This is a genomic window from Kitasatospora sp. SolWspMP-SS2h (assembly GCF_003259315.1).
In the GTDB taxonomy this organism is placed as follows: domain Bacteria; phylum Actinomycetota; class Actinomycetes; order Streptomycetales; family Streptomycetaceae; genus Kitasatospora; species Kitasatospora fiedleri.
In genome coordinates this window covers 55660-73290 of sequence record NZ_QLLT01000018.1, presented here as the reverse complement: position 1 = coordinate 73290, position 17631 = coordinate 55660, and the positions used below count along the sequence as shown (strand labels likewise).

At 74.4% G+C, this 17631-nt stretch carries 12 protein-coding genes; 6 read left to right on the top strand and 6 right to left on the bottom strand.

Features of this window, described 5'->3' with window-relative positions; translation table 11 throughout:
• The first annotated feature begins 27 nt into the window (after positions 1-27).
• Positions 28-2178 (top strand): FUSC family protein, encoded by a 2151-nt coding sequence (locus K353_RS22565; RefSeq protein ID WP_111555373.1) that lies wholly within the window; start codon positions 28-30, stop codon positions 2176-2178.
• Positions 2175-2831: a TrmH family RNA methyltransferase gene (locus tag K353_RS22560; protein WP_111555372.1), complete on the top strand. Its 657-nt coding sequence runs from the start codon at positions 2175-2177 to the stop codon at positions 2829-2831. Before K353_RS22565 ends, K353_RS22560 begins: the two co-directional genes overlap by 4 nt.
• An 18-nt stretch (positions 2832-2849) precedes the next feature.
• Here K353_RS22560 and K353_RS22555 read toward each other — a convergent pair whose 3' ends face one another.
• The 4 genes from K353_RS22555 to K353_RS22540 form a co-directional block, all read right to left on the bottom strand.
• A complete protein-coding gene (locus K353_RS22555) occupies positions 2850-4172 on the bottom strand; it encodes a peptidoglycan-binding protein (protein ID WP_111555451.1) in 1323 nt (440 codons plus the stop codon).
• Positions 4173-4484: 312 nt separating this feature from the next.
• Positions 4485-5591, bottom strand: coding sequence for a hypothetical protein (locus K353_RS22550; protein ID WP_111555371.1), 1107 nt, complete (start codon positions 5589-5591; stop codon positions 4485-4487).
• A 250-nt stretch (positions 5592-5841) separates the two neighbouring features.
• On the bottom strand, positions 5842-8007 hold the full coding sequence (locus tag K353_RS22545) for a S53 family peptidase (RefSeq protein ID WP_111555370.1): 2166 nt from the start codon (positions 8005-8007) through the stop codon (positions 5842-5844).
• Positions 8008-8195: 188 nt separating this feature from the next.
• Positions 8196-9671, bottom strand: coding sequence for an FAD-dependent oxidoreductase (locus K353_RS22540; protein ID WP_111555369.1), 1476 nt, complete (start codon positions 9669-9671; stop codon positions 8196-8198).
• A 128-nt stretch (positions 9672-9799) separates the two neighbouring features.
• Between K353_RS22540 and K353_RS22535 the strand changes: the two genes are divergently transcribed.
• Both K353_RS22535 and K353_RS22530 read left to right on the top strand, forming a co-directional pair.
• A complete protein-coding gene (locus K353_RS22535) occupies positions 9800-11047 on the top strand; it encodes a glycosyltransferase (protein ID WP_370447633.1) in 1248 nt (415 codons plus the stop codon).
• Between the two features lie 444 nt (positions 11048-11491).
• Positions 11492-12448, top strand: coding sequence for a hypothetical protein (locus tag K353_RS22530; protein WP_111555367.1), 957 nt, complete (start codon positions 11492-11494; stop codon positions 12446-12448).
• Positions 12449-12537: 89 nt separating this feature from the next.
• Here the strand turns inward: K353_RS22530 and paaN are convergent, their stop codons facing one another.
• Complete coding sequence (gene paaN, locus K353_RS22525) at positions 12538-14232, bottom strand: phenylacetic acid degradation protein PaaN (protein WP_111555366.1); 1695 nt, start codon at positions 14230-14232, stop codon at positions 12538-12540.
• Positions 14233-14424: 192 nt separating this feature from the next.
• The gene (locus K353_RS22520) at positions 14425-15690 is read right to left on the bottom strand and encodes a glycosyltransferase family 39 protein (RefSeq protein ID WP_111555365.1); all 1266 of its coding nucleotides are present in this window, start codon (positions 15688-15690) and stop codon (positions 14425-14427) included.
• Between the two features lie 149 nt (positions 15691-15839).
• Between K353_RS22520 and K353_RS22515 the strand changes: the two genes are divergently transcribed.
• Both K353_RS22515 and K353_RS22510 read left to right on the top strand, forming a co-directional pair.
• Positions 15840-16907 carry a glycosyltransferase family 2 protein gene (locus K353_RS22515; RefSeq protein ID WP_111555364.1) on the top strand — a complete coding sequence of 356 codons (1068 nt, stop codon included), beginning with the start codon at positions 15840-15842 and terminating at the stop codon, positions 16905-16907.
• A gap of 47 nt (positions 16908-16954) precedes the next feature.
• On the top strand, positions 16955-17539 hold the full coding sequence (locus K353_RS22510; protein ID WP_111555363.1) for a TetR/AcrR family transcriptional regulator: 585 nt from the start codon (positions 16955-16957) through the stop codon (positions 17537-17539).
• The last annotated feature ends 92 nt before the right edge of the window (positions 17540-17631 follow it).

The window sequence follows — 17631 nt, the reverse complement described above, 5'->3', positions numbered from 1 at the left end:
GTGGCGAAAAGTCGATAAGCTCGCGGTATGTCCTGGTTCACGGCCCTGCGCGACACCGCCCGGGCCGGGCTGACCGTGGACCGCTCGCTGACCAACCCCAGGCGCGCGCTGCGCGGGGCGGTGGCCGCCGCGCTGGTGGTCTTCCCGGCGCTGTTCCTGTACGGGCCCGCGCAGGCGACCTCGGCGGCGATGGGCGCGTTCATCGCCGGCACCGCGACCTTCCAGCGCTCGTTCCGGCCGCGCGCCTCGCTGGCGTTGGCGGCGGCGGCCGGGCTGGGCCTGTCGACCTTCCTGGGCTACGTCGCGGTGGGCATCCCCGGCGCGTTCCCGGTGGTGCTCGCGCTGTGGGCGTTCGGCGCCGGGCTGGCCTGGGCGATCGGACCGACCGCGGGCGTGGTCGCCGCCAACACGCTGGCCGTGATGATGGTGGTGGTGCAGCTGCCGGTGTCGGTGCCCACCGCGGTCGAGCACGGGCTGCTCTGCTCGGTCGGCGGCGCCGTCCAGGCCCTGGTGGTGACGGTCTGGCCGATCGACAGCTGGCGGGCCCAGCGCGACGCGCTCGCCGACATCTACGCCGGGCTCGGCGACTACGCCCGCCGGCTGCGCCACGACCCGGTGGCGCAGGTCGACCCGGAGCCGTTCATCGTCGGGCGGCAGGCCGCCAGGCTGACCGCCCGGCAGGCCAGGCGCCGTCCGCCCGAGCTGCGCGGCCTGCGCACCATCGCCGAGCGGATCCGCCCCGCGCTGGCCGCGCTCGCCGACCCCCGGGTCGGGGCCGCCGAGGAGGGCGCCGAGCGGGACCGGGCCCGGGAGGTGCTGGCCGCCGCCGCCGACGTGCTGGACGCGCTGGCCCGGGCGATCCGCAGCGGCGACCCGGTCCGGCTGCCCAGGGACACCCCCGGCCTGGCGCTGGCCCGCCCCGGCAGCGGCGAGGACCTGCTGCGCGGCGCCGCCCGCCGCTCGGCCCGCCGGCTCTCCGGCCTGCTGGGCCGGGCCGCCGACCGGCTGGACCGGCAGGACCGCACCACCGTGCAGTCCCGCACCGCGCCCACCGCCACCGCCACCGGCCTGCGCCGCCCGCCGCTGGTCAAGGTCGCGCCCGCCGCGCTGGCCACCGTCGGGCGGCAGCTGCACCGGCACTCGGCGATCTTCCACCACGCGGTGCGGATGGCCGTGGTGGTCACCTCCGCCTACCTGGCGTCCCGGCTGCTGCGGATCGAGCACGGCTACTGGGCGCCGATGACCTCCGCGATGGTGATGCGCCCGGACTTCGCGCAGACCTTCAGCCGCGGCGTGGCCCGGGTGGCCGGGACGGCCGCCGGGGTGCTGCTGTCCACCGCCGTGGTGCAGCTGTTCGACCCCGGGGACTGGGTGCTGGCGGTGCTGGCGGTGTGCTGCATGGGCCTGGCCTACCTGACCATGCGCACCGGGTACGCGGTGATGACGGTGGCGATCTCCTCGTACGTGGTGTTCCTGCTCGGCCTCCAGCCCGGCGACCCGGTGCGACTGGCCGTGGACCGGGTGTCGATGACGCTGCTGGGCGGTTTCGTCGCGCTCGCCGCGTACGCGCTGTTCCCGACCTGGCAGACCGCCCGGCTGCCGGAGCGCCTCGCCGAGTGGCTGGCCTCGGCGGGGCGGTACGCGGCGGCGGTGTTCGGCGCGTACGGGGACCCGGCGGGCGGGCGGGCCGAGCGGGAGGTGCGGCCGGCGCTGCTGGACGTGCGGGAGGCCCGCAGCGAGATGCTGGCGGCGCTGGACCGGGCCGAGGTGGAGCCGGTGCGGCACTCCGAGCAGGTGCCGGAGCTGAGCCGCAAGCAGTTCGACAAGGCCCGCTCCGCGGTCGGCATGCTGGACCGCTCCACCGTCCTGCTGGAGGCCCACCTGCCCGGCGAGGACGCCCCGCCGGTGCCCGGGGCCGGCGCGTTCGGCGAGGAGCTGCGGGACGCCACCGCGCTGGCCGCCGCCGCGGTGCTGCTCGGCCAGGACGTCGACTTCACCCTGCTGCGCGAGGCCCACCGGACCTGGGACCACCAGCTCGCCGCGCTGCCCCCGGACGACCGGATCGACGTCGTCCGGGCCGGGGCCCGCCTGGTCATGCAGGCCCTGACCGAGCTGGAGCGCGCGGTGCGGACGCGGCCGCAGCCGGCCCACCCGGAGCCCGTACCGTTGGGGGCGTGAGCGACACCTCGGTGCCCCAGCTGGGCGCGCAGTACGACGACCTTGGCGACGACCGGGAGATCGGCGTCGGCCCGCACCCCGAGCCGTGGCCCGACGACCCCCGGCTGGACCCGGAGCTGCTGGCCGCCGGGGACCGCCGTAACGTGGTGGACGGCTACCGCTACTGGCGGCACGAGGCGATCGTCGCGGACCTGGACACCCGGCGGCACGGCTTCCACGTCGCGGTCGAGAACTGGCAGCACGACTTCAACATCGGCTCGGTGGTGCGCACCGCGAACGCCTTCCTGGCGGGCGAGGTGCACATCGTGGGGCGGCGGCGCTGGAACCGGCGCGGCGCCATGGTCACCGACCGCTACCAGCACGTGCGCCACCACGGCTCGGTGGCCTCGCTGGCCGCCTTCGCCGCCGAGCGCGGGCTGCCGGTGATCGGCATCGACAACCTGCCGGGCGCGGTGCCGCTGGAGGCCTTCCGGCTGCCCGAGCGCTGCGTGCTGCTGTTCGGGCAGGAGGGGCCGGGGCTGACGCCCGAGGCGTGGGAGCACGCGGCGGCGGTCTGCTCGATCGCCCAGTTCGGCTCCACCCGCTCGATCAACGCGGGGGCCGCCGCCGCGATCGCCATGCACGCGTGGGTGCGGGAGCACGCCGCGCCCTGAGCGCGCTCCCGCCGGAGGTCAGGCGAACAGCAGCTTCCAGGTGTGCGGGCCCGGGTAGCCGTCGGCCTCGGCGCCCGTCCAGCCCCGGGCGCGCTGGAAGGCGGCCACGTTGAGGCGGTCGGCCTCGCCCCAGTCCCGGCTCGGGCCCTCCCGGTAGGCGGCGCCGTAGCCCTTGCGGACCAGCTGCTGCCCGAGCAGCAGCACGTCGTCGTTGACCTGCCCGGGGCCGAACCGGCCGGCCCCCGGGAAGGGCGGGGCGGCCGGAGCGGGCGGGGTGGCCGGCCCACCCGGAGCGGTCGGCGGCGGCGGGGCGGGCGCACCGGGAGCCGGGGTGCCGGGGGCGGGCGCGGGGGCGGTGGCGGCCGGGGGGATGTCCTTGCCCCTGTGGTGCACCAGCAGGTCCCAGGTGTCCTTGCCGGGGTAGCCGTCGGCCTCGGCGCCGCGCCAGCCCTGGGCCAGCTGGAACGCCTCGGTGGCCTGCCGGTCGGCCTCGCCCCAGTCGGGGCCGGGGCCCTCGTGGTAGAACCGCCCGCCGCCGCGCTCGACCAGCATGGTGCCCAGCCGCGTCACGTACGGGTTGACCTTCCCCGGCCCGAACGCGTCCGCCCCCGGGAAGGCGTCGGCGTCCGGCGCGGGCATCGGCTGGCTCAACCCCTTGTAGCGGTACGGGAGGTAGCCGCTCGCGTTGCTCCAGTACGCGTACGGGGTGCTGCGCTCGGTGGTGCCCGGGCGGGTCTGCTCCAGGGCGGTGTACCTGGTGCGGGCGGCGTCCAGCCAGCCGCCGAACAGCACGGCGTGCGAGCCGCCCTGCGGGTCCTTGGGGTTGTTGTAGATCAGCGCGTCGCCGGGCTGGAGGTCGTCCTTGGCGATCCGGTCGGCGAAGTCCGGCAGGGTCCAGGTGGTCTGGCTGCTGCCCAGGCCCCAGGCCATCGACACGAAGCCGGAGCAGTCCTGGCGGTAGCCGTCGGACCAGTACGTGCTCATGCTGTACGGCACTTTCCGGGCCACCCAGGCCCGGGCCCGTTGCAGGATCTCGGCCCGGGTGGTGGCGGGCTGGGCGGGTATCGAGCGTCCGGGCCGGGCTTCGGCGCCGTACGGGCCGGCCACCTCGCCCTGGGGCGAGTCGGGTATCGACGGGCTGCTGTCGGTGCCCGGCGCGGCGGTGACGGCGGCCGTCCCGGCGCCCAGGACGCCGCCGACGGCGGCCAGCAGGAAGGCCGCGCGGCGCGCCCCGCGGGCGGAGCACCGGCCCGGCCGGGCGGCGAGCGAACGGACCAGGCGGCGGTCGGCGCAGCCCGGACAGCCGCAGGAGGCGTCCGGCTCGACATCGCTGAACTCCATCAGCACGGGGGTCCTGCCTTTCCTCGGTGAGTGGGACTCACGTTCCTCGCGGGGAGCGGCGCGGACCACCCGATGGGCGGTCCGGCAGGGCGGTTCGGGTGAACGGCCGCACCGCGGGGTCGGGCGTGGCGGGGTCGGCCGCGACCGGCGGGAGGAAAGGGGTGAAACGGGTGGAAGTGGATGAAGCGGAAGCAACCATGACGAAGCGTCACGAAAGGGAGCAAACAGGAAGGAAAGGGAAGGATGGGGAAGGAAGCGGAGGGAAGGGGAGGGCGGGACGGAGCCGCGCGGGAGCCCGGACGGGTGCCGCGGCTACTCCCACTGCCAGCGGATGCCCACCTGGCCGGGCTGCTGGTCGGCGGTGAGGACGTGGGCGCTGGCCGAGGCGCCGATCCACAGCGGCTCGCGGTGGCGGTCGACCTCGGCGCCGGGGGCGCGGTCGAAGCGCTCGCACTGGACGGGGACGGTGGCGGGGTCGAAGTGCACCTGGAGGACGTACTCCCGCACCGGCGCGGCGAAGAAGCGTCCGTAGTCGATGGTGGGGCCGGAGTCGGGGATCTGCACCTCGTACTCCAGGACGGTGGAGTCGCCGAGGCCCAGCGGCCGGTCGAGCAGCAGTTCGGCGACCAGCAGCCCGCTGAGCGGGCGGCGGCGGACCCGGCCGAGGCGGGCGTGCCGGACGGAGGTGATCTCGGGGCAGGTCTGGACGCCCTCGTCGGCCTTGTGGACCACCACGTGCCGGGTGACGCCGTCCACGGTGGCGCGGACCACCTGGCGCATCCGCAGCAGGTGGCCGCGGCGGGAGGCGTCGACGTAGTAGGCGTCGTGGATGGACTGGCGCTCCAGCTGGCCGGCCGGCGGGGCGTCGAGTTCGGCGAAGACCTCGGCGAGTTCGGCCTGGCCGGGCCAGACCTGCTCGACCCGCAGGCCGTCGGGGGCCGGGCCCTGGGTGACCCAGCGGCCGCGCGGGCGGGGCGGGCCGAGCAGCGAGGTGAGCGCGGCGTGCCGCAGGCCGAGCAGCTCCTCCAGCAGGTGGACGGCGCGCAGCGAGGTGGCGCGCTCGGGCTGGCTGCGTCCGCGCCGCCAGTAACTGAGGGTGGTGACGCTGACCCTGACGCCCTGTTTGGCCAGGGCGGCCCGGATCCGGTCGAGGCTGAGCCCGCTGGTCTCGATGGCGGCGTTGAGCACGTCGGCGAAGCCGCTCTGCAGGACCGGCGGGACGGGTATGCCGGTCGGCGGGGCGCCGAGGCCGGGCGGCGTGCTGCCGAGGCCGGCCGGCGGGACGGACACGCCCACCGGCGGGGTGCCGACGCCGACCGGCGCCTGCTCGCCGCCGCCGGCCGTCGGCGGCCGGCCGCTGTGCTCGCGCTGGCCGACCAGCCGGAGCCGGCCGGAGTGCTGAGGTTGTTGTGAGCCCATGCGACACCCTTCCCACCCGGCGGGTTCGGCGGGTCCGCCCCCCGGCCCCACGGTGCGTCGGCGGGGCGTCGGTGGTGCGCCGCCGAGCGTGTGGGAACCCTATTGAGGGTTGAGAGGCTACGTCATCAATCAGGACATATGACAGTGGTCACGACAAGTATTTCGCGGGCGGAGCGAATCGGAAACACTCCTGACACACCCGTGCCGGGAGCCCCTGGGCGGGTCTCCCGGCACCGGTGCCGACGGGGGGTCAGGACACGTTGAGCGCGGTGTCGTCGAGCACGAAGGAGGTCTGCAGCGAGGAGTCCTCCACGCCGTTGAACTTCACCGTGACGGTCTGTCCGGCGTACGAGGACAGGTCGATCGTCTTCTGCGCGTAGCCGGTGTTCTTGTCGAGGTTGGAGTACGCGGCGACGGTGGTGCCGTTGACCGAGACGGTCAGCTTGTCGTACGCGGTGCTGCCGGTCTCGGCGGTGTCGACGTGCAGCCAGAAGCTCAGCTTGGCGGTGCAGCCGGACGGGACGGCCACCGACTGGGAGAGGCTGTCGGTGTGGCTGGAGCCGTAGCCGTCCAGCCACGCCTTCCAGGAGCCGCCGTGGGCGGCCTGCGAGCCGGAGTTGCTGACCACGCCGGAGCTGGCGGTCCAGGGGGAGGCGCTACCGGTCTCGAAGCCGGGGTTGCCGAGCAGCTGGGCGGCGGTGCAGGAGCCGGTGGGCGGCGGGGTGGTCCCGCCGGAGCCGAGCAGGGCGGCGGCCAGGCCGTCGGCGATCGGGGTGCCCCAGCCGGTGACCTGGTCGTAGCCGGCCTTGGTGGAGAAGTCCTGGTTCTTGCCGCTGGTGACGTCGTGGAAGGCGCTGCCGTACGACGAGGAGTTGGTGACCGCGTAGATCTTCGGGTTGGCCTCGCCGAGCACCGGCTTGGCGGCGGCCTTGGCCTTCTGGTTGTACAGCGCGGCGAAGCCGGACCACAGCGGGGCCGCCGCCGAGGTGCCGCCGTAGACCTGCCAGCCGGGGCTGCTGGTGCCCTGGGTGTAGATCGCGAAGCCGCTGTTCGGGTCGGCGTCGGAGGAGACGTCCGGGACGGTGCGCTGGGTGCCGGTGACGTTGGTGCCGGTCTGCCAGCTCGGCTTGGCGAACTGGGTGGAGACGCCGCCGCCGGCCGTGGACCAGGCGCTCTCCGAGCTGTAGGTGGTGCCGGAGACCTTGAGGTTGGTGCCGCCGACGCCGGTGTTGTACGGGCTGGAGGCGGGGAAGTCCACCGCCTTCACCGAGGAGCCGGAGTCGGAGCGGGTGCAGTCCCGGGAGCCGTCGTCGCCGGAGGCCGAGAAGATCGAGATGCCCTGGGCGGCGGCCTGCTTGAAGGAGTTGTTCACCGCGGTCATCGAGGAGGCGGTGGTGTCCGGCTCGCAGGAGCCCCAGGAGATGGAGATGACCGAGACCCGGTTGTCCGCGACGATCTTGGCGGCCATGTCGATCTCGCCCTGGTCGCTGTTGGGCGCCTCGTACACCAGCTGGGTGGCCTTCGGGGCGACGCCGCGGACGATCTCGGAGTCCAGCTCCACCTCGCCCTGGCCGTCGCCGGGCTTGGAGTCGTAGTTCGCGCCGTCCACCGCGACGGTGCTGACCGCCGGGCCGGACAGGCCGAACTGGCTGTCGTAGGTGGTCAGGTTGGAGGACTTGTAGCCGTCGAACTCCCAGAGCGCGACGGTGGAGCCGGTGCCGTCGGCGCCCAGCTGGTTCAGCCGGTAGGCGCCGTCGTAGCTGGAGGGGCCGAAGCCGGAGGGGGTGGCGTGCGGGGTGGCGGCGCCCGGCTTGGCGATCCGGGTGGTGCGCACGGTGTGGTCGTTCAGGCCGCTGACGCCCTCGACCACGCCGGCCAGCACGGCCGGCACCGAGGCGGCGGCGTCGTTGGCGAAGAAGGTCCGGTCGCTCTGCTGCGGGTCGGTGTACGTCGACTCGTGGGTGCCGAACGCGGCGGCGACCTGCGCGCTGGTGCCGGTGGCGTTCACCACCTGGCGGTTGTCGCTGACCGAGTCGACCTTCAGGCCCTGGGCGGTGAGGAACGCCCGGACCTGCTCGACGTCGGACGCGGTCGGGCCGAAGCGCTCGGTGAATTGCGCGGGCGTCAGGTAGTGGCCGTACTCGGCGGTGCCCGGGGTGGCGACCGCGGCCAGGAAACGGTCCAGTTCGGCGGTGTTGCGCAGTTTCAGCGAGACCGCCACGGATATCCGGCGGTCGGCGGGGACGTCACCCTGCTTGTGGGAGCGGGCGACCGCGGGGGTCACGGTCTGCGGCAGCGCCACCCGGGCGCCGGCGTTCGGCGTCGGGGCGGCCTGGGCGGTGGCGGTGCCCAGGGAGACGGCGGTGAGGGGAAGGACCGCGAGGGCGGCGGCAAGGGCGAGCGAGCGGGGTCGCACGGGCTCCTCCGGAATATCTGGCGGCGTTCCGGGTTTCGAAAACGCTCGCCAGAATCTCTCAGAGAAGTCCCGGGAAAAGGCCCATGGCCGGGCAATTGCTTATTAAAAAACAGTCAACTGTGAAAGGGTGGGGGAATTCAGTTTATGAACCGAATTCCCTTTCCGCGGGGGGCGGGCACAACTGAATGTCAGGGGCGGCCCAGCCACTGGACCAGCGCCGCCCGCAGCTCGCCCCGGGTCGGATCGGCGCAGGCCCAGGCCGCGTACCCGTCCGGACGGACCAGCAGCACGGTGTCGCGCAGCTTGCCGTGCGGGTCGGCGGGGGCCGCGGTGACCACCCGCTCCGCCCAGGAGTCGGCCACCGACAGCTCGTCGTTGCTGATCAGCACCGCCTTGCCGGAGCGCAGCGCCTCGTGCAGCCGGGCCGGGCCACCGGGTGCGTCCACCGCCAGCCGCAGGTCCGGGACGCGGCGGCCGACCAGCGGGTGGGCGCCCTTCTCGGCCGGGTAGGCGTACCCGATGCCGGAGACCTGCTTGGCGCCCAATTCGGCCAGCGGGCCCAGGTGTCCGGCCGCCGCGCCGAGCGCCGAGCGCAGCGCCCGGGCCGGGGCGTGCGCGCCCTGGGCGAGCCGGACCAGGGCGCCGGAGGAGCGCAGCGCCGCCCGGCCGACCGGGTGCCGCTCGGTCTGGTAGGTGTCCAGCAGGGCGTCGGGGGCCCAGCCGCGGACGGCGGCGGCCAGCTTCCAGCTCAGGTTGGCGGCGTCCTGCAGGCCGGTGTTCATGCCCTGGCCGCCGGCCGGGGAGTGGCAGTGCGCGGCGTCCCCCGCCAGGAAGACCCGGCCGGAGCGGTAACTGGGCACCTGCCGCTCGTCGCTGTGGAAGCGGGAGGTCCAGCGGACCTCCCGCACCCCGAAGTCACGGCCCATCACCTCGCGCAGCAAGTCGGAGAGTTCGGCCGGATCCACCGGGTCGGAGTCCGGCACCTGGTGCTCGCGGCTCCAGCCGATCACCCGGTACCAGCCGTCGCCGAACGGGGCCAGGAAGGCGAACCCGGCCTCGCCCGCGCCGGCCGTCAGCGGCTCGTCCGGCTCCCGCTCCAGCCGGACGTCGGCCAGCATCACCGAGCGCACCGCGGACTCGCCGGGGAACGGGACGCCCAGCAGGTCGCGCACCGCCGAGTGCACGCCGTCCGCGCCGACCGCGTAGCGGGCCCGGAACGACCGCTCGCCCCCGGCGGCGCGGGCGGTCAGCGTGACGCCCCGGCCGTCCTGCCGCAGGCCGGTCACCTCGGTGCCCCGGCGCAGGTCGGCACCGGCCTTGACGGCCCGCTCCCGCAGCACCCGCTCGGTGTGGTACTGCGGGGTGACCAGCACGAACGGGAAACGGGTGGGCAGGCCCGCGAGGTCGACCCGGAGCCGGCCGAACACCTGCAGCGAGGGCATCGCCCGGCCGGTGGCGATCAGCTCGTCGGCCAGGCCGCGGGCGTCCAGCAGCTCCAGGGTGCGGGCGTGCACGGCGAACGCCCGGGTCAGGTTCGACTCCTCGGCCCGCTTCTCCAGCACCGTCACCCGCAGGCCGGCCGCCGCCAGGTCGCCCGCCAGCAGCAGGCCGGTCGGGCCGGCGCCGACCACCAGCACGTCGGCGGTGAACTCCGTCTCGGACATCCGTCTCTCCCGTCGTCTTGCCGCAGAGGCCGGTGGTCACCGGACCGGAGTCCACGTCGCCCGGGTTCTCAGCGCGCTCTCAGGCTGCCATCATCGCGGGCCCATCAGGGGCTGTGAACCTCCTTCCCATGACACAGCCAGCGATGCGCCCGGCCCTCCGCCCCGCACTCCGCCCCGCCCCGGCGGCCGACGGCCGGGAACGGGCCGACGCCGTGGTGCGGACCAGGCTCGTGGAGATCGTCGTACCCGTCTACAACGAGCAGCACTCGCTGGAGCGCTGCGTCCGTGAGCTGCACGCCTACCTGTCGGAGACGTTCCCCTACGACTACCTGATCACCGTGGCGGACAACGCCTCGGTCGACGGCACCTGGGAGGTCGCCACCGCGCTCGCCGCGGAACTCGGGCCGGTGCGCGCCGTGCACCTGGACCTCAAGGGCCGCGGACGGGCGCTGCGGCAGGTGTGGGGCACCAGCACGGCCGACGTGGTGGCGTACATGGACGTCGACCTGTCCACCGGGCTGGAGGCGTTCCTGCCGCTGGTCGCACCGCTGCTGTCCGGGCACAGCGACCTGGCCATCGGCAGCCGGCTGCACCGCGGCTCGGCGGTGGTGCGCGGCCCGAAGCGGGAGTTCATCTCGCGCACCTACAACCTGCTGCTGCGGGCCACCATGGCGGCCAAGTTCTCCGACGCCCAGTGCGGGTTCAAGGCGGGCCGCACCGAGGTGGTCAAGCGGCTGCTGGAGCAGGTCGAGGACAACGCCTGGTTCTTCGACACCGAACTGCTGCTGCTCGCCGAGGCGTCCGGGCTGCGCATCCACGAGGTGCCGGTGGACTGGGTGGACGACCCGGACAGCCGGGTCGACATCGTCCGCACCGTGCTCGACGACCTCCGGGGCATGGCCCGGGTGGCCCGGCGGACCCTGGCCGGCCGGGGCGGCGTCGACCTGCCGGACCGGGTGCGCCGGGCCCAGGTCCCGCCGGGGCTGGGCTGGCAGACCGTCAGCTTCGCGGTGATCGGCGGCCTGTGCACGCTGGCCTACCTGCTGCTCTTCCTGGGGCTCCGGCACCTGGCCCCCGCCCTGGCGGCCAACGCGCTGGCCCTGGCCGTCACCGCGGTGGCCAACACCGCCGCGAACCGGCGCTTCACCTTCGGGGTGACCGGCCGCCGGGACGCCCTCAAGCACCAACTGGAGGGCGGCCTGGCCTTCCTGTTCGGCCTGGCCCTGACCAGCGGCGGCGTCGCGGTCCTGCACGCGACGGCCCCGGACGCCGGGCCCGGGATCGAGCTGGCGGTCCTGGTGGCGGCGAACGCCGCCGCGACGCTGGTGCGGTTCGTGCTGCTGCGGGTCTGGGTGTTCAACCCGAGGCGCGCGTAAGGACTCTCCGAGACTCCCTGTCCCTCCTCCCCTCCGGACAGGGCACGGGCCCGGACACCGTTGTGGGGCGGCGTCCGGGCCCGCTTCCCGCGTGGTGGCGGGGAACCGGTGCGGAACGAGACCCGGGGCGTGCCGAAGAACGTCGAACTCCACGCCGAGGACTCCGCCGACGGCGCCGAGAGCCTCCGGGCCCTCCACCTCGGCTGATCGCGCGATTCCGGGGGCGGGACAGGTGGGTGGGGGTGGGTGGCAGAGGTGTCGAATGTCTTGTGGGGAGTGGCGTTTGACGATCGATCATGATCGGGGGAGGGCGGGAGTGACCGCTTGTCGATCATGTCGGTTTTCGGCTGGTACGTGTGCTACGTTCCCCACCACAAGTGGAAAAGTTTGACCCCGGCGGTGCGCCAACACCCCGGGGCCTGACAGCAGGAGCTGAACCTCCCGATGCGAGTTCATCGTAGCGCCCACGCGCGCAATTTCACCGTGCTGCCCAATGCGGTGTTGCAGTACCGGCAGCTCTCCTACACCGCCCGCGGTCTGCTCGTCGACCTGCTGTCCCGGCCGGACGGCTGGCGGGAGGACGGGCGGCAGATGGCGGACAGCAGTCCGCAGGGGCGGAAGGCGATCTACCAGGCATTGCGGGAACTGGCCCGGGCCGGGTTCTACCGGGTCGAGAAGAACCGGCTGCCCGACGGGACGGTCGTCAGCGAGAACCACGTCTACGACACCCCGCAGCTCCCGCCGCTCCCGGGTGTCACCTTCCCGGGCTCCGGTGCACCAGTCACCACCGGGGGTGGGGCCCTTCCAAAGGACCGGTACCAAGAACCCTCCCTCCCGGCCGAGCCTGCCGAGCCTGCCGAGCCGACCGGACCCGCCGGACCCGCCGGGTCCGCCGGGCGGCGGGAGGCGGTGGAGCCGCCGCCGGTGGCGGACGAGCGGGTCCGCGCGGCGGCCGCCACGCTGTTGCGGGTGATCCGTCCGGAGCCGCGCCTGCGGCTCGGCCGGGCCGAGGCGGAGGAGCTGGCGCCGCTGGTCGCCGGGTGGCAGGAGCGCGGGGCGAGCGCCGCGGACCTCGCCGCCGCCCTGTTGCCCGGCCTGCCCGTCCCGCTGCACTCGGCGGCGGCCGTGCTCCGCAACCGCCTGGAGCGCAAGATGCCGCCCGAACCCGCCGCCGCCCGTCCGGTCGCGGCCCGCTACGCCGAGTGCGCCACCTGCCACGACCCCGTACCCCGCCCCGGCATCTGCGCCCCCTGCGCGGGCCTCGTCCCCCGGTCGGTCGCGGTCGGCGGCGGAGCGGCGGCCACCCGGGCGGGGGCCGCCCGGGTCCGGGACGCGATGCGCGCCGCCAGGGCCGCGCTGCCGGTGCTCCCGTTCGGCCTGCCCGCGACGTTCACCGGGTAGCGCCGGGCCGGCCACGCGAGCGGTTCGACCACCCGGCCCCGGTGGCGGAGCCGTCCGGGCCGGGTGGTCGAACCAACTGCGGTGGAACGCTACTTGCGGACCTCGACGGTGCGGAACCGGGAGGCCACGAAGGCGGCGTCGCAGTAGGCCGCGTTGGCGGCCGGGTTGGCGCCGGTGCCGTGCAGGTCGGAGAAGGCGGCGGTCTGGTTGACGTAGACGCCGCCGGTCAGGTTGAGCGAGAGCGAGACGCCGGCCTCCAGGCAGGCGTCCACCAGGGCGGTCTCGACGGCGGGGTCGGTGGTGTAGGCGCCGGCGGTCATCGCGCCGTGCTCGACGGTGGTGCGGCGCAGCAGTTCGACGGCGGCGGCGGTGGACTCCACGGCGACCGCGAAGGCCACCGGGCCGAAGCACTCGGCCAGGAAGCGGGCCCGGTCGTCCGGCTTCTCGGCGTCGGCCTTCACCAGGGCGGGGGTGCGGATGGTCGCGCCCGGGAACTCGGCGGAGGCCACCACCCGCGGGGCGAGGGCGAGTTCGCCGTACTCGCCGCCGGCCGCGGCGGCGCTGCGGGCCAGCACGCCCGGGTTGACCACGGCGCCCAGGACGGCGGCGGCCCGGGTGTCGTCGGCGAGCAGGCCCTGGACGGCGGCGGCCAGGTCGGTCACCACCTGCTCGTAGGAGCGCTCGCCGTCCTCGGTGCGGACGCCGGTGCGCGGGATCAGCAGGTTCTGCGGGGTGGTGCACATCTGGCCGCTGTACAGGCTGAGCGAGAAGGCCAGGTTGTCCAGCATGCCGCGGTAGTCGTCGGTGGAGTCCAGCACGACGGTGTTCACGCCGGCCTTCTCGGTGTAGACCAGCGCCTGCCGGGCGTTGTCCTCCAGCCAGTCGCCGAAGCCGGTGGAGCCGGTGTAGTCGATCAGCTTCACCTCGGGCCGCAGGGCCAGCACCTTGGCGATCGCGGAGCCCTCGTGCTCGGCGGCCAGGCAGACCAGGTTCGGGTCGAAGCCCGCCTCGGCGAGCACCTCGCGGGCGATCCGGACGGTCAGCGCCAGCGGCAGCACGGCGCGCGGGTGCGGCTTGACCAGCACGCCGTTGCCGGTGGCCAGCGAGGCGAACAGGCCCGGGTAGCCGTTCCAGGTCGGGAAGGTGTTGCAGCCGATCAGCAGCGCGGTGCCGCGCGGCACGGCGGTGAACTCCTTGGTCATCACCAGGGGTTCGCGCTTGCCCTGGGGCTTGGTCCAGCGCGCCGAGCGGGGCAGCCGGGTCTGCTCGGCGTACGCGTACGCCACCGCCTCCAGGCCGCGGTCCTGGGCGTGCGGGCCGCCGGCCTGGAAGGCCATGCCGTACGCCTGGCCGGTGGTGTGCATCACGGCCTGCGCGAACTCGGGCGTGCGGGCGCTGATCCGGGCCAGCACCTCCAGGCAGACCGCGGCCCGCTCGGCGGGCGACGCCTTGGCCCAGCCGGGCCGGGCGGCCTCCAGCGCGGCCAGCAGCGCGTCCGGCTCGGCGTGCGGGTAGAGCACGCCCAGTTCGAGGCCGTACGGGGAGGTCTCGCCGCTCACCGGCGTGCCGCCGCCGGGGTGGCCGGGGAGGTCGAACTCCCGCCCCAGCAGGGCCTCGAAGGCGGACTTGCCGTCGGCGACGGCGTTCTCCCCGTACGCCTTGGGGAACTCCGGGTACGGCGACCAGTAGTCGCGTTCGGCGATCGCGGCCAGGGCGCGGTCGAGGGTGTCCTGGTGGCGGGCGAGCAGTTCGGCGACCGGCAGGGCGGGGGTCGCAGCGGACATGGTGCGCTCCTCACGGGGGCGGGGCGGGACGCTCCTCAGCGTAACCGAACGATCGGTCGGTGCAAGGCCCCGGTCCGCTTCCGGCCCGCCCCCGGTCCGGCCCGCCCCCGGTCCGGTCCGCCGTCGGGCGGGCGGACGCGCGACGGCCGCCCCCGGGAGCCGGGGGCGGCCGTCGTGGAGGTCGGCCGCGCTCTACGGGATACCCAGTTCGAACAGCACGTACCCGGCGTACCAGCCGGAGGCCAGCGCGACGGTGCCCAGGGTGGCCGCCAGCGAGACCCGCGACAGCCGCTTGAGGCCGACCGCGATCGGGAGGAAGAGCGGGAAGCAGGGCAGCAGGTAGCGGGAGGTGTTGCCGAAGATCTGCTGGCTGCCGAGCACCAGGACCAGGGTGATGCCGGTGTAGACGAGCAGGAAGACCGGCGGGCGCATCCGGACCAGCAGGAAGACGAGTATCGGCAGCGAGAACACCAGGAACAGCGCGATCAGGTCCTCGGTGGGGTAGCCGAAGATGTAGTCGTGCTGCCCGAACAGCAGGTTCCGGAGCACGTTGCCGGTGTGCTTGCCCCAGTCGAAGAAGTGCAGCCAGGCCCCGCGCTGGAGGTCGAAGTAGGCGGTCCAACTGCCCATCCGCCAGCTCGCCCAGACGATGTAGCCGATGAACCCGAGCGGGGCGATCACCAGCGCGGCCAGCGGGCCGAGCACCCCGTCCCGGCGCTTCCAGAGCGCGATCAGCGCGGCCACGCCGACCGCCGCGGCCAGCGCGGCCGAGGTCGGCCGGTTCAGGCCCGCGACGAACGAGGTGACGCCCGCGGCCAGCCAGTTGCGGGTCATCACGAAGTAGCAGGCCCAGGCGGCCAGCGCGACGAACAGCGAGTCCGAGTAGACCGCCCACTCGACGCCCGAGCCCGGGAACAGGCCCCAGACCGCGGCCGCGATCACCGCCGCCCGGTGGCCCGCGAGCAGCTTGGCCACCGCGTAGACGCCGGCCGCCGCGACGAACGAGGACAGCACCGAGACCACGATGCCCGCGCCCAGCGTGTTCAGGCCGGTCACCGCGGAGACCATCTTGATCATGCCGGGGTAGAGCGGGAAGAACGCGACCGAGTTCTGCTCCAGCGTCCACGGGCCGGAGGTGGACGGCAGCAGCTTCGGGTCGTAGCCGTTCAGCGCGACCTGCTGGTACCACCAGCCGTCCCAGCCGCCGAGCACGTCCCAGACGTGCTTGCCGCCGCCGAACCGCGGGTCCTTGGTCAGGTACTCGCCGGACCAGGACAGCAGCCACATGAAGGAGGTGAAGGCGATCAGCCGGACCGCCGCGAACACCGCCAGGGCCGGCCCGTACTCGGCCAGGACGTGCCGCAGCCAGGCCCGCGGGCCCGGCGCGGGGGCGCCGCTCTCCACGGGCGGTTCGGGTCGCTCGGCCACTTCGGTGTCGGGGCTCGCTGCCATCGCCATCAGGTCCTGTCTGGGTCTCGGGCCCCGCCGGGCCGCCCGGATTCTCGGGCGAGCCTACGGCACGCACCACTGGTCCGTACCTGACGGGACGGCACGTGGCTACACTCCCCACCATCGGACGGACGTCACCCACTCGGCGGGAGAAACTGATGACTGCAGCGGCTCAGGAGGGCACCCTGCTGTCGGTGGTCGTCCCGATGTACGACGAGGAGGACGCGCTGCCCGCCTTCGCGGCCCGGATGCGCCCGGTGCTGGACGGCCTCGGCGCCCGCTACGAGGTGCTCGCGGTGGACGACGGCAGCACCGACAAGACCGCCGCCCTGCTGCGCGACCTGTCCGCGGACTGGCCCGAGCTGCGGATGGTCCGGCTGCGCCGCAACAGCGGCCACCAGGCCGCGCTGACCGCCGGCCTCGACCACGCCGTCGGCGCCTACGTGGCCAGCATCGACGCCGACCTCCAGGACCCGCCGGAGAAGATCCCCGACATGCTGGAACTGGCCCGCCGCGAGGGCCTGGACATCGTGTACGGGGTGCGCGAGGACCGCTCCACCGACACCGGCTTCAAGCGCTGGACGGCCGGCGGCTACTACTGGCTGATCCGCCGCCTGGTGGGGCGGCAGGTGCCGTCCAACGCCGGCGACTTCCGGCTGCTCAGCCGGGAGGCCGTCGAGGCGCTCCGGGAACTGCCCGACCAGCAGCGGGTCTACCGGCTCCTGGTGCCCTGGCTGGGCTTCCCCAGCGGCGAGGTGCGCTACGTCCGCGAGGAGCGGGTCGCCGGGAGCACCAAGTACCCGCTGACCAAGATGGTCCGGCTCGCCCTGGACAGCATCACCGGCTTCTCCGCCGCCCCGCTGCGGCTGGCCACCTGGCTGGGCACCGTCGCCTTCTTCACCTGCCTGCTGCTGCTGGCCTTCTGCCTGACCGTCTACCTGGTCGGCGCCACCGTGCCCGGCTGGACCTCGCTCTTCGTCGGCCTGCTGTTCATCGGCGGGGTGCAGCTGATCTGCGTGGGACTGCTCGGCGAGTACGTGGCCCGGATCTACAGCGCGGTGCAGCGCCGGCCCGCCTACTTCGTCGCCGAGGACACCGCGGGGACGGCCGGGCGGGCCGCCGCCCGGACGGCGGCCCGGGCGGCGGTCAGGCCCGAGGCCAGGTCCGGGATCCGGTCCGAGGCCAGGTCCGAGGCCGTGGACGGCACCGGCCGGGCCGGGGTCTGAGACCACCCGCCGGGGCGGGCCGCCGCGACCCCGGGGATACTCGTCGCATGGCCGATCACCCCCCGCGCGCCGCCTACACCGTCGGCTCGCTGCTCGCCGTCACCGTGCAGGTCTTCAACGAACGCGGCTACGACGGCACTTCGATGGAGGACCTGTCCAGGGCCGCCGGGATCTCCAAGTCCTCGATCTACCACCACGTGCGCGGCAAGGAGGAGCTGCTGCGCCTCGCCGTCGGCCGGGCGCTGGACGCGCTGTTCGCGATCCTCGACGAGCCGGCCGCCGCCGCGGGCCGCCCGGTGGACCGGCTGGAGCACGTGGTGCGCCGCACCGCCGAGGTGCTGCTGGCCGAGCTGCCGTACGTGACGCTGCTGCTGCGGGTGCGCGGCAACACCGGCACCGAGCAGTGGGCGCTGGAGCGGCGGCGCGACTTCGACCACCGGGTCGCCGAGCTGGTGCAGGACGCCGTCGCCGCCGGACAGCTGCGCGCCGACGTCGAGCCCCGGCTGGCCACCCGGCTGCTGTTCGGCACGGTCAACTCGCTGGTGGAGTGGTACCGCCCTGGGCAGCGCGGCACCGAGGCGCTGCCCGACGCGGTGGCCCGGTTCGCCTTCGAGGGGCTGCGCGCCCGCTGACCCGACGGCGCGTCAGAACACCGTGGTCCGTGTCCTGACGGACTGGTACGTTCACTGCTGATCCGCGCCCCCGGCCGTCGGTCGGGTACGGC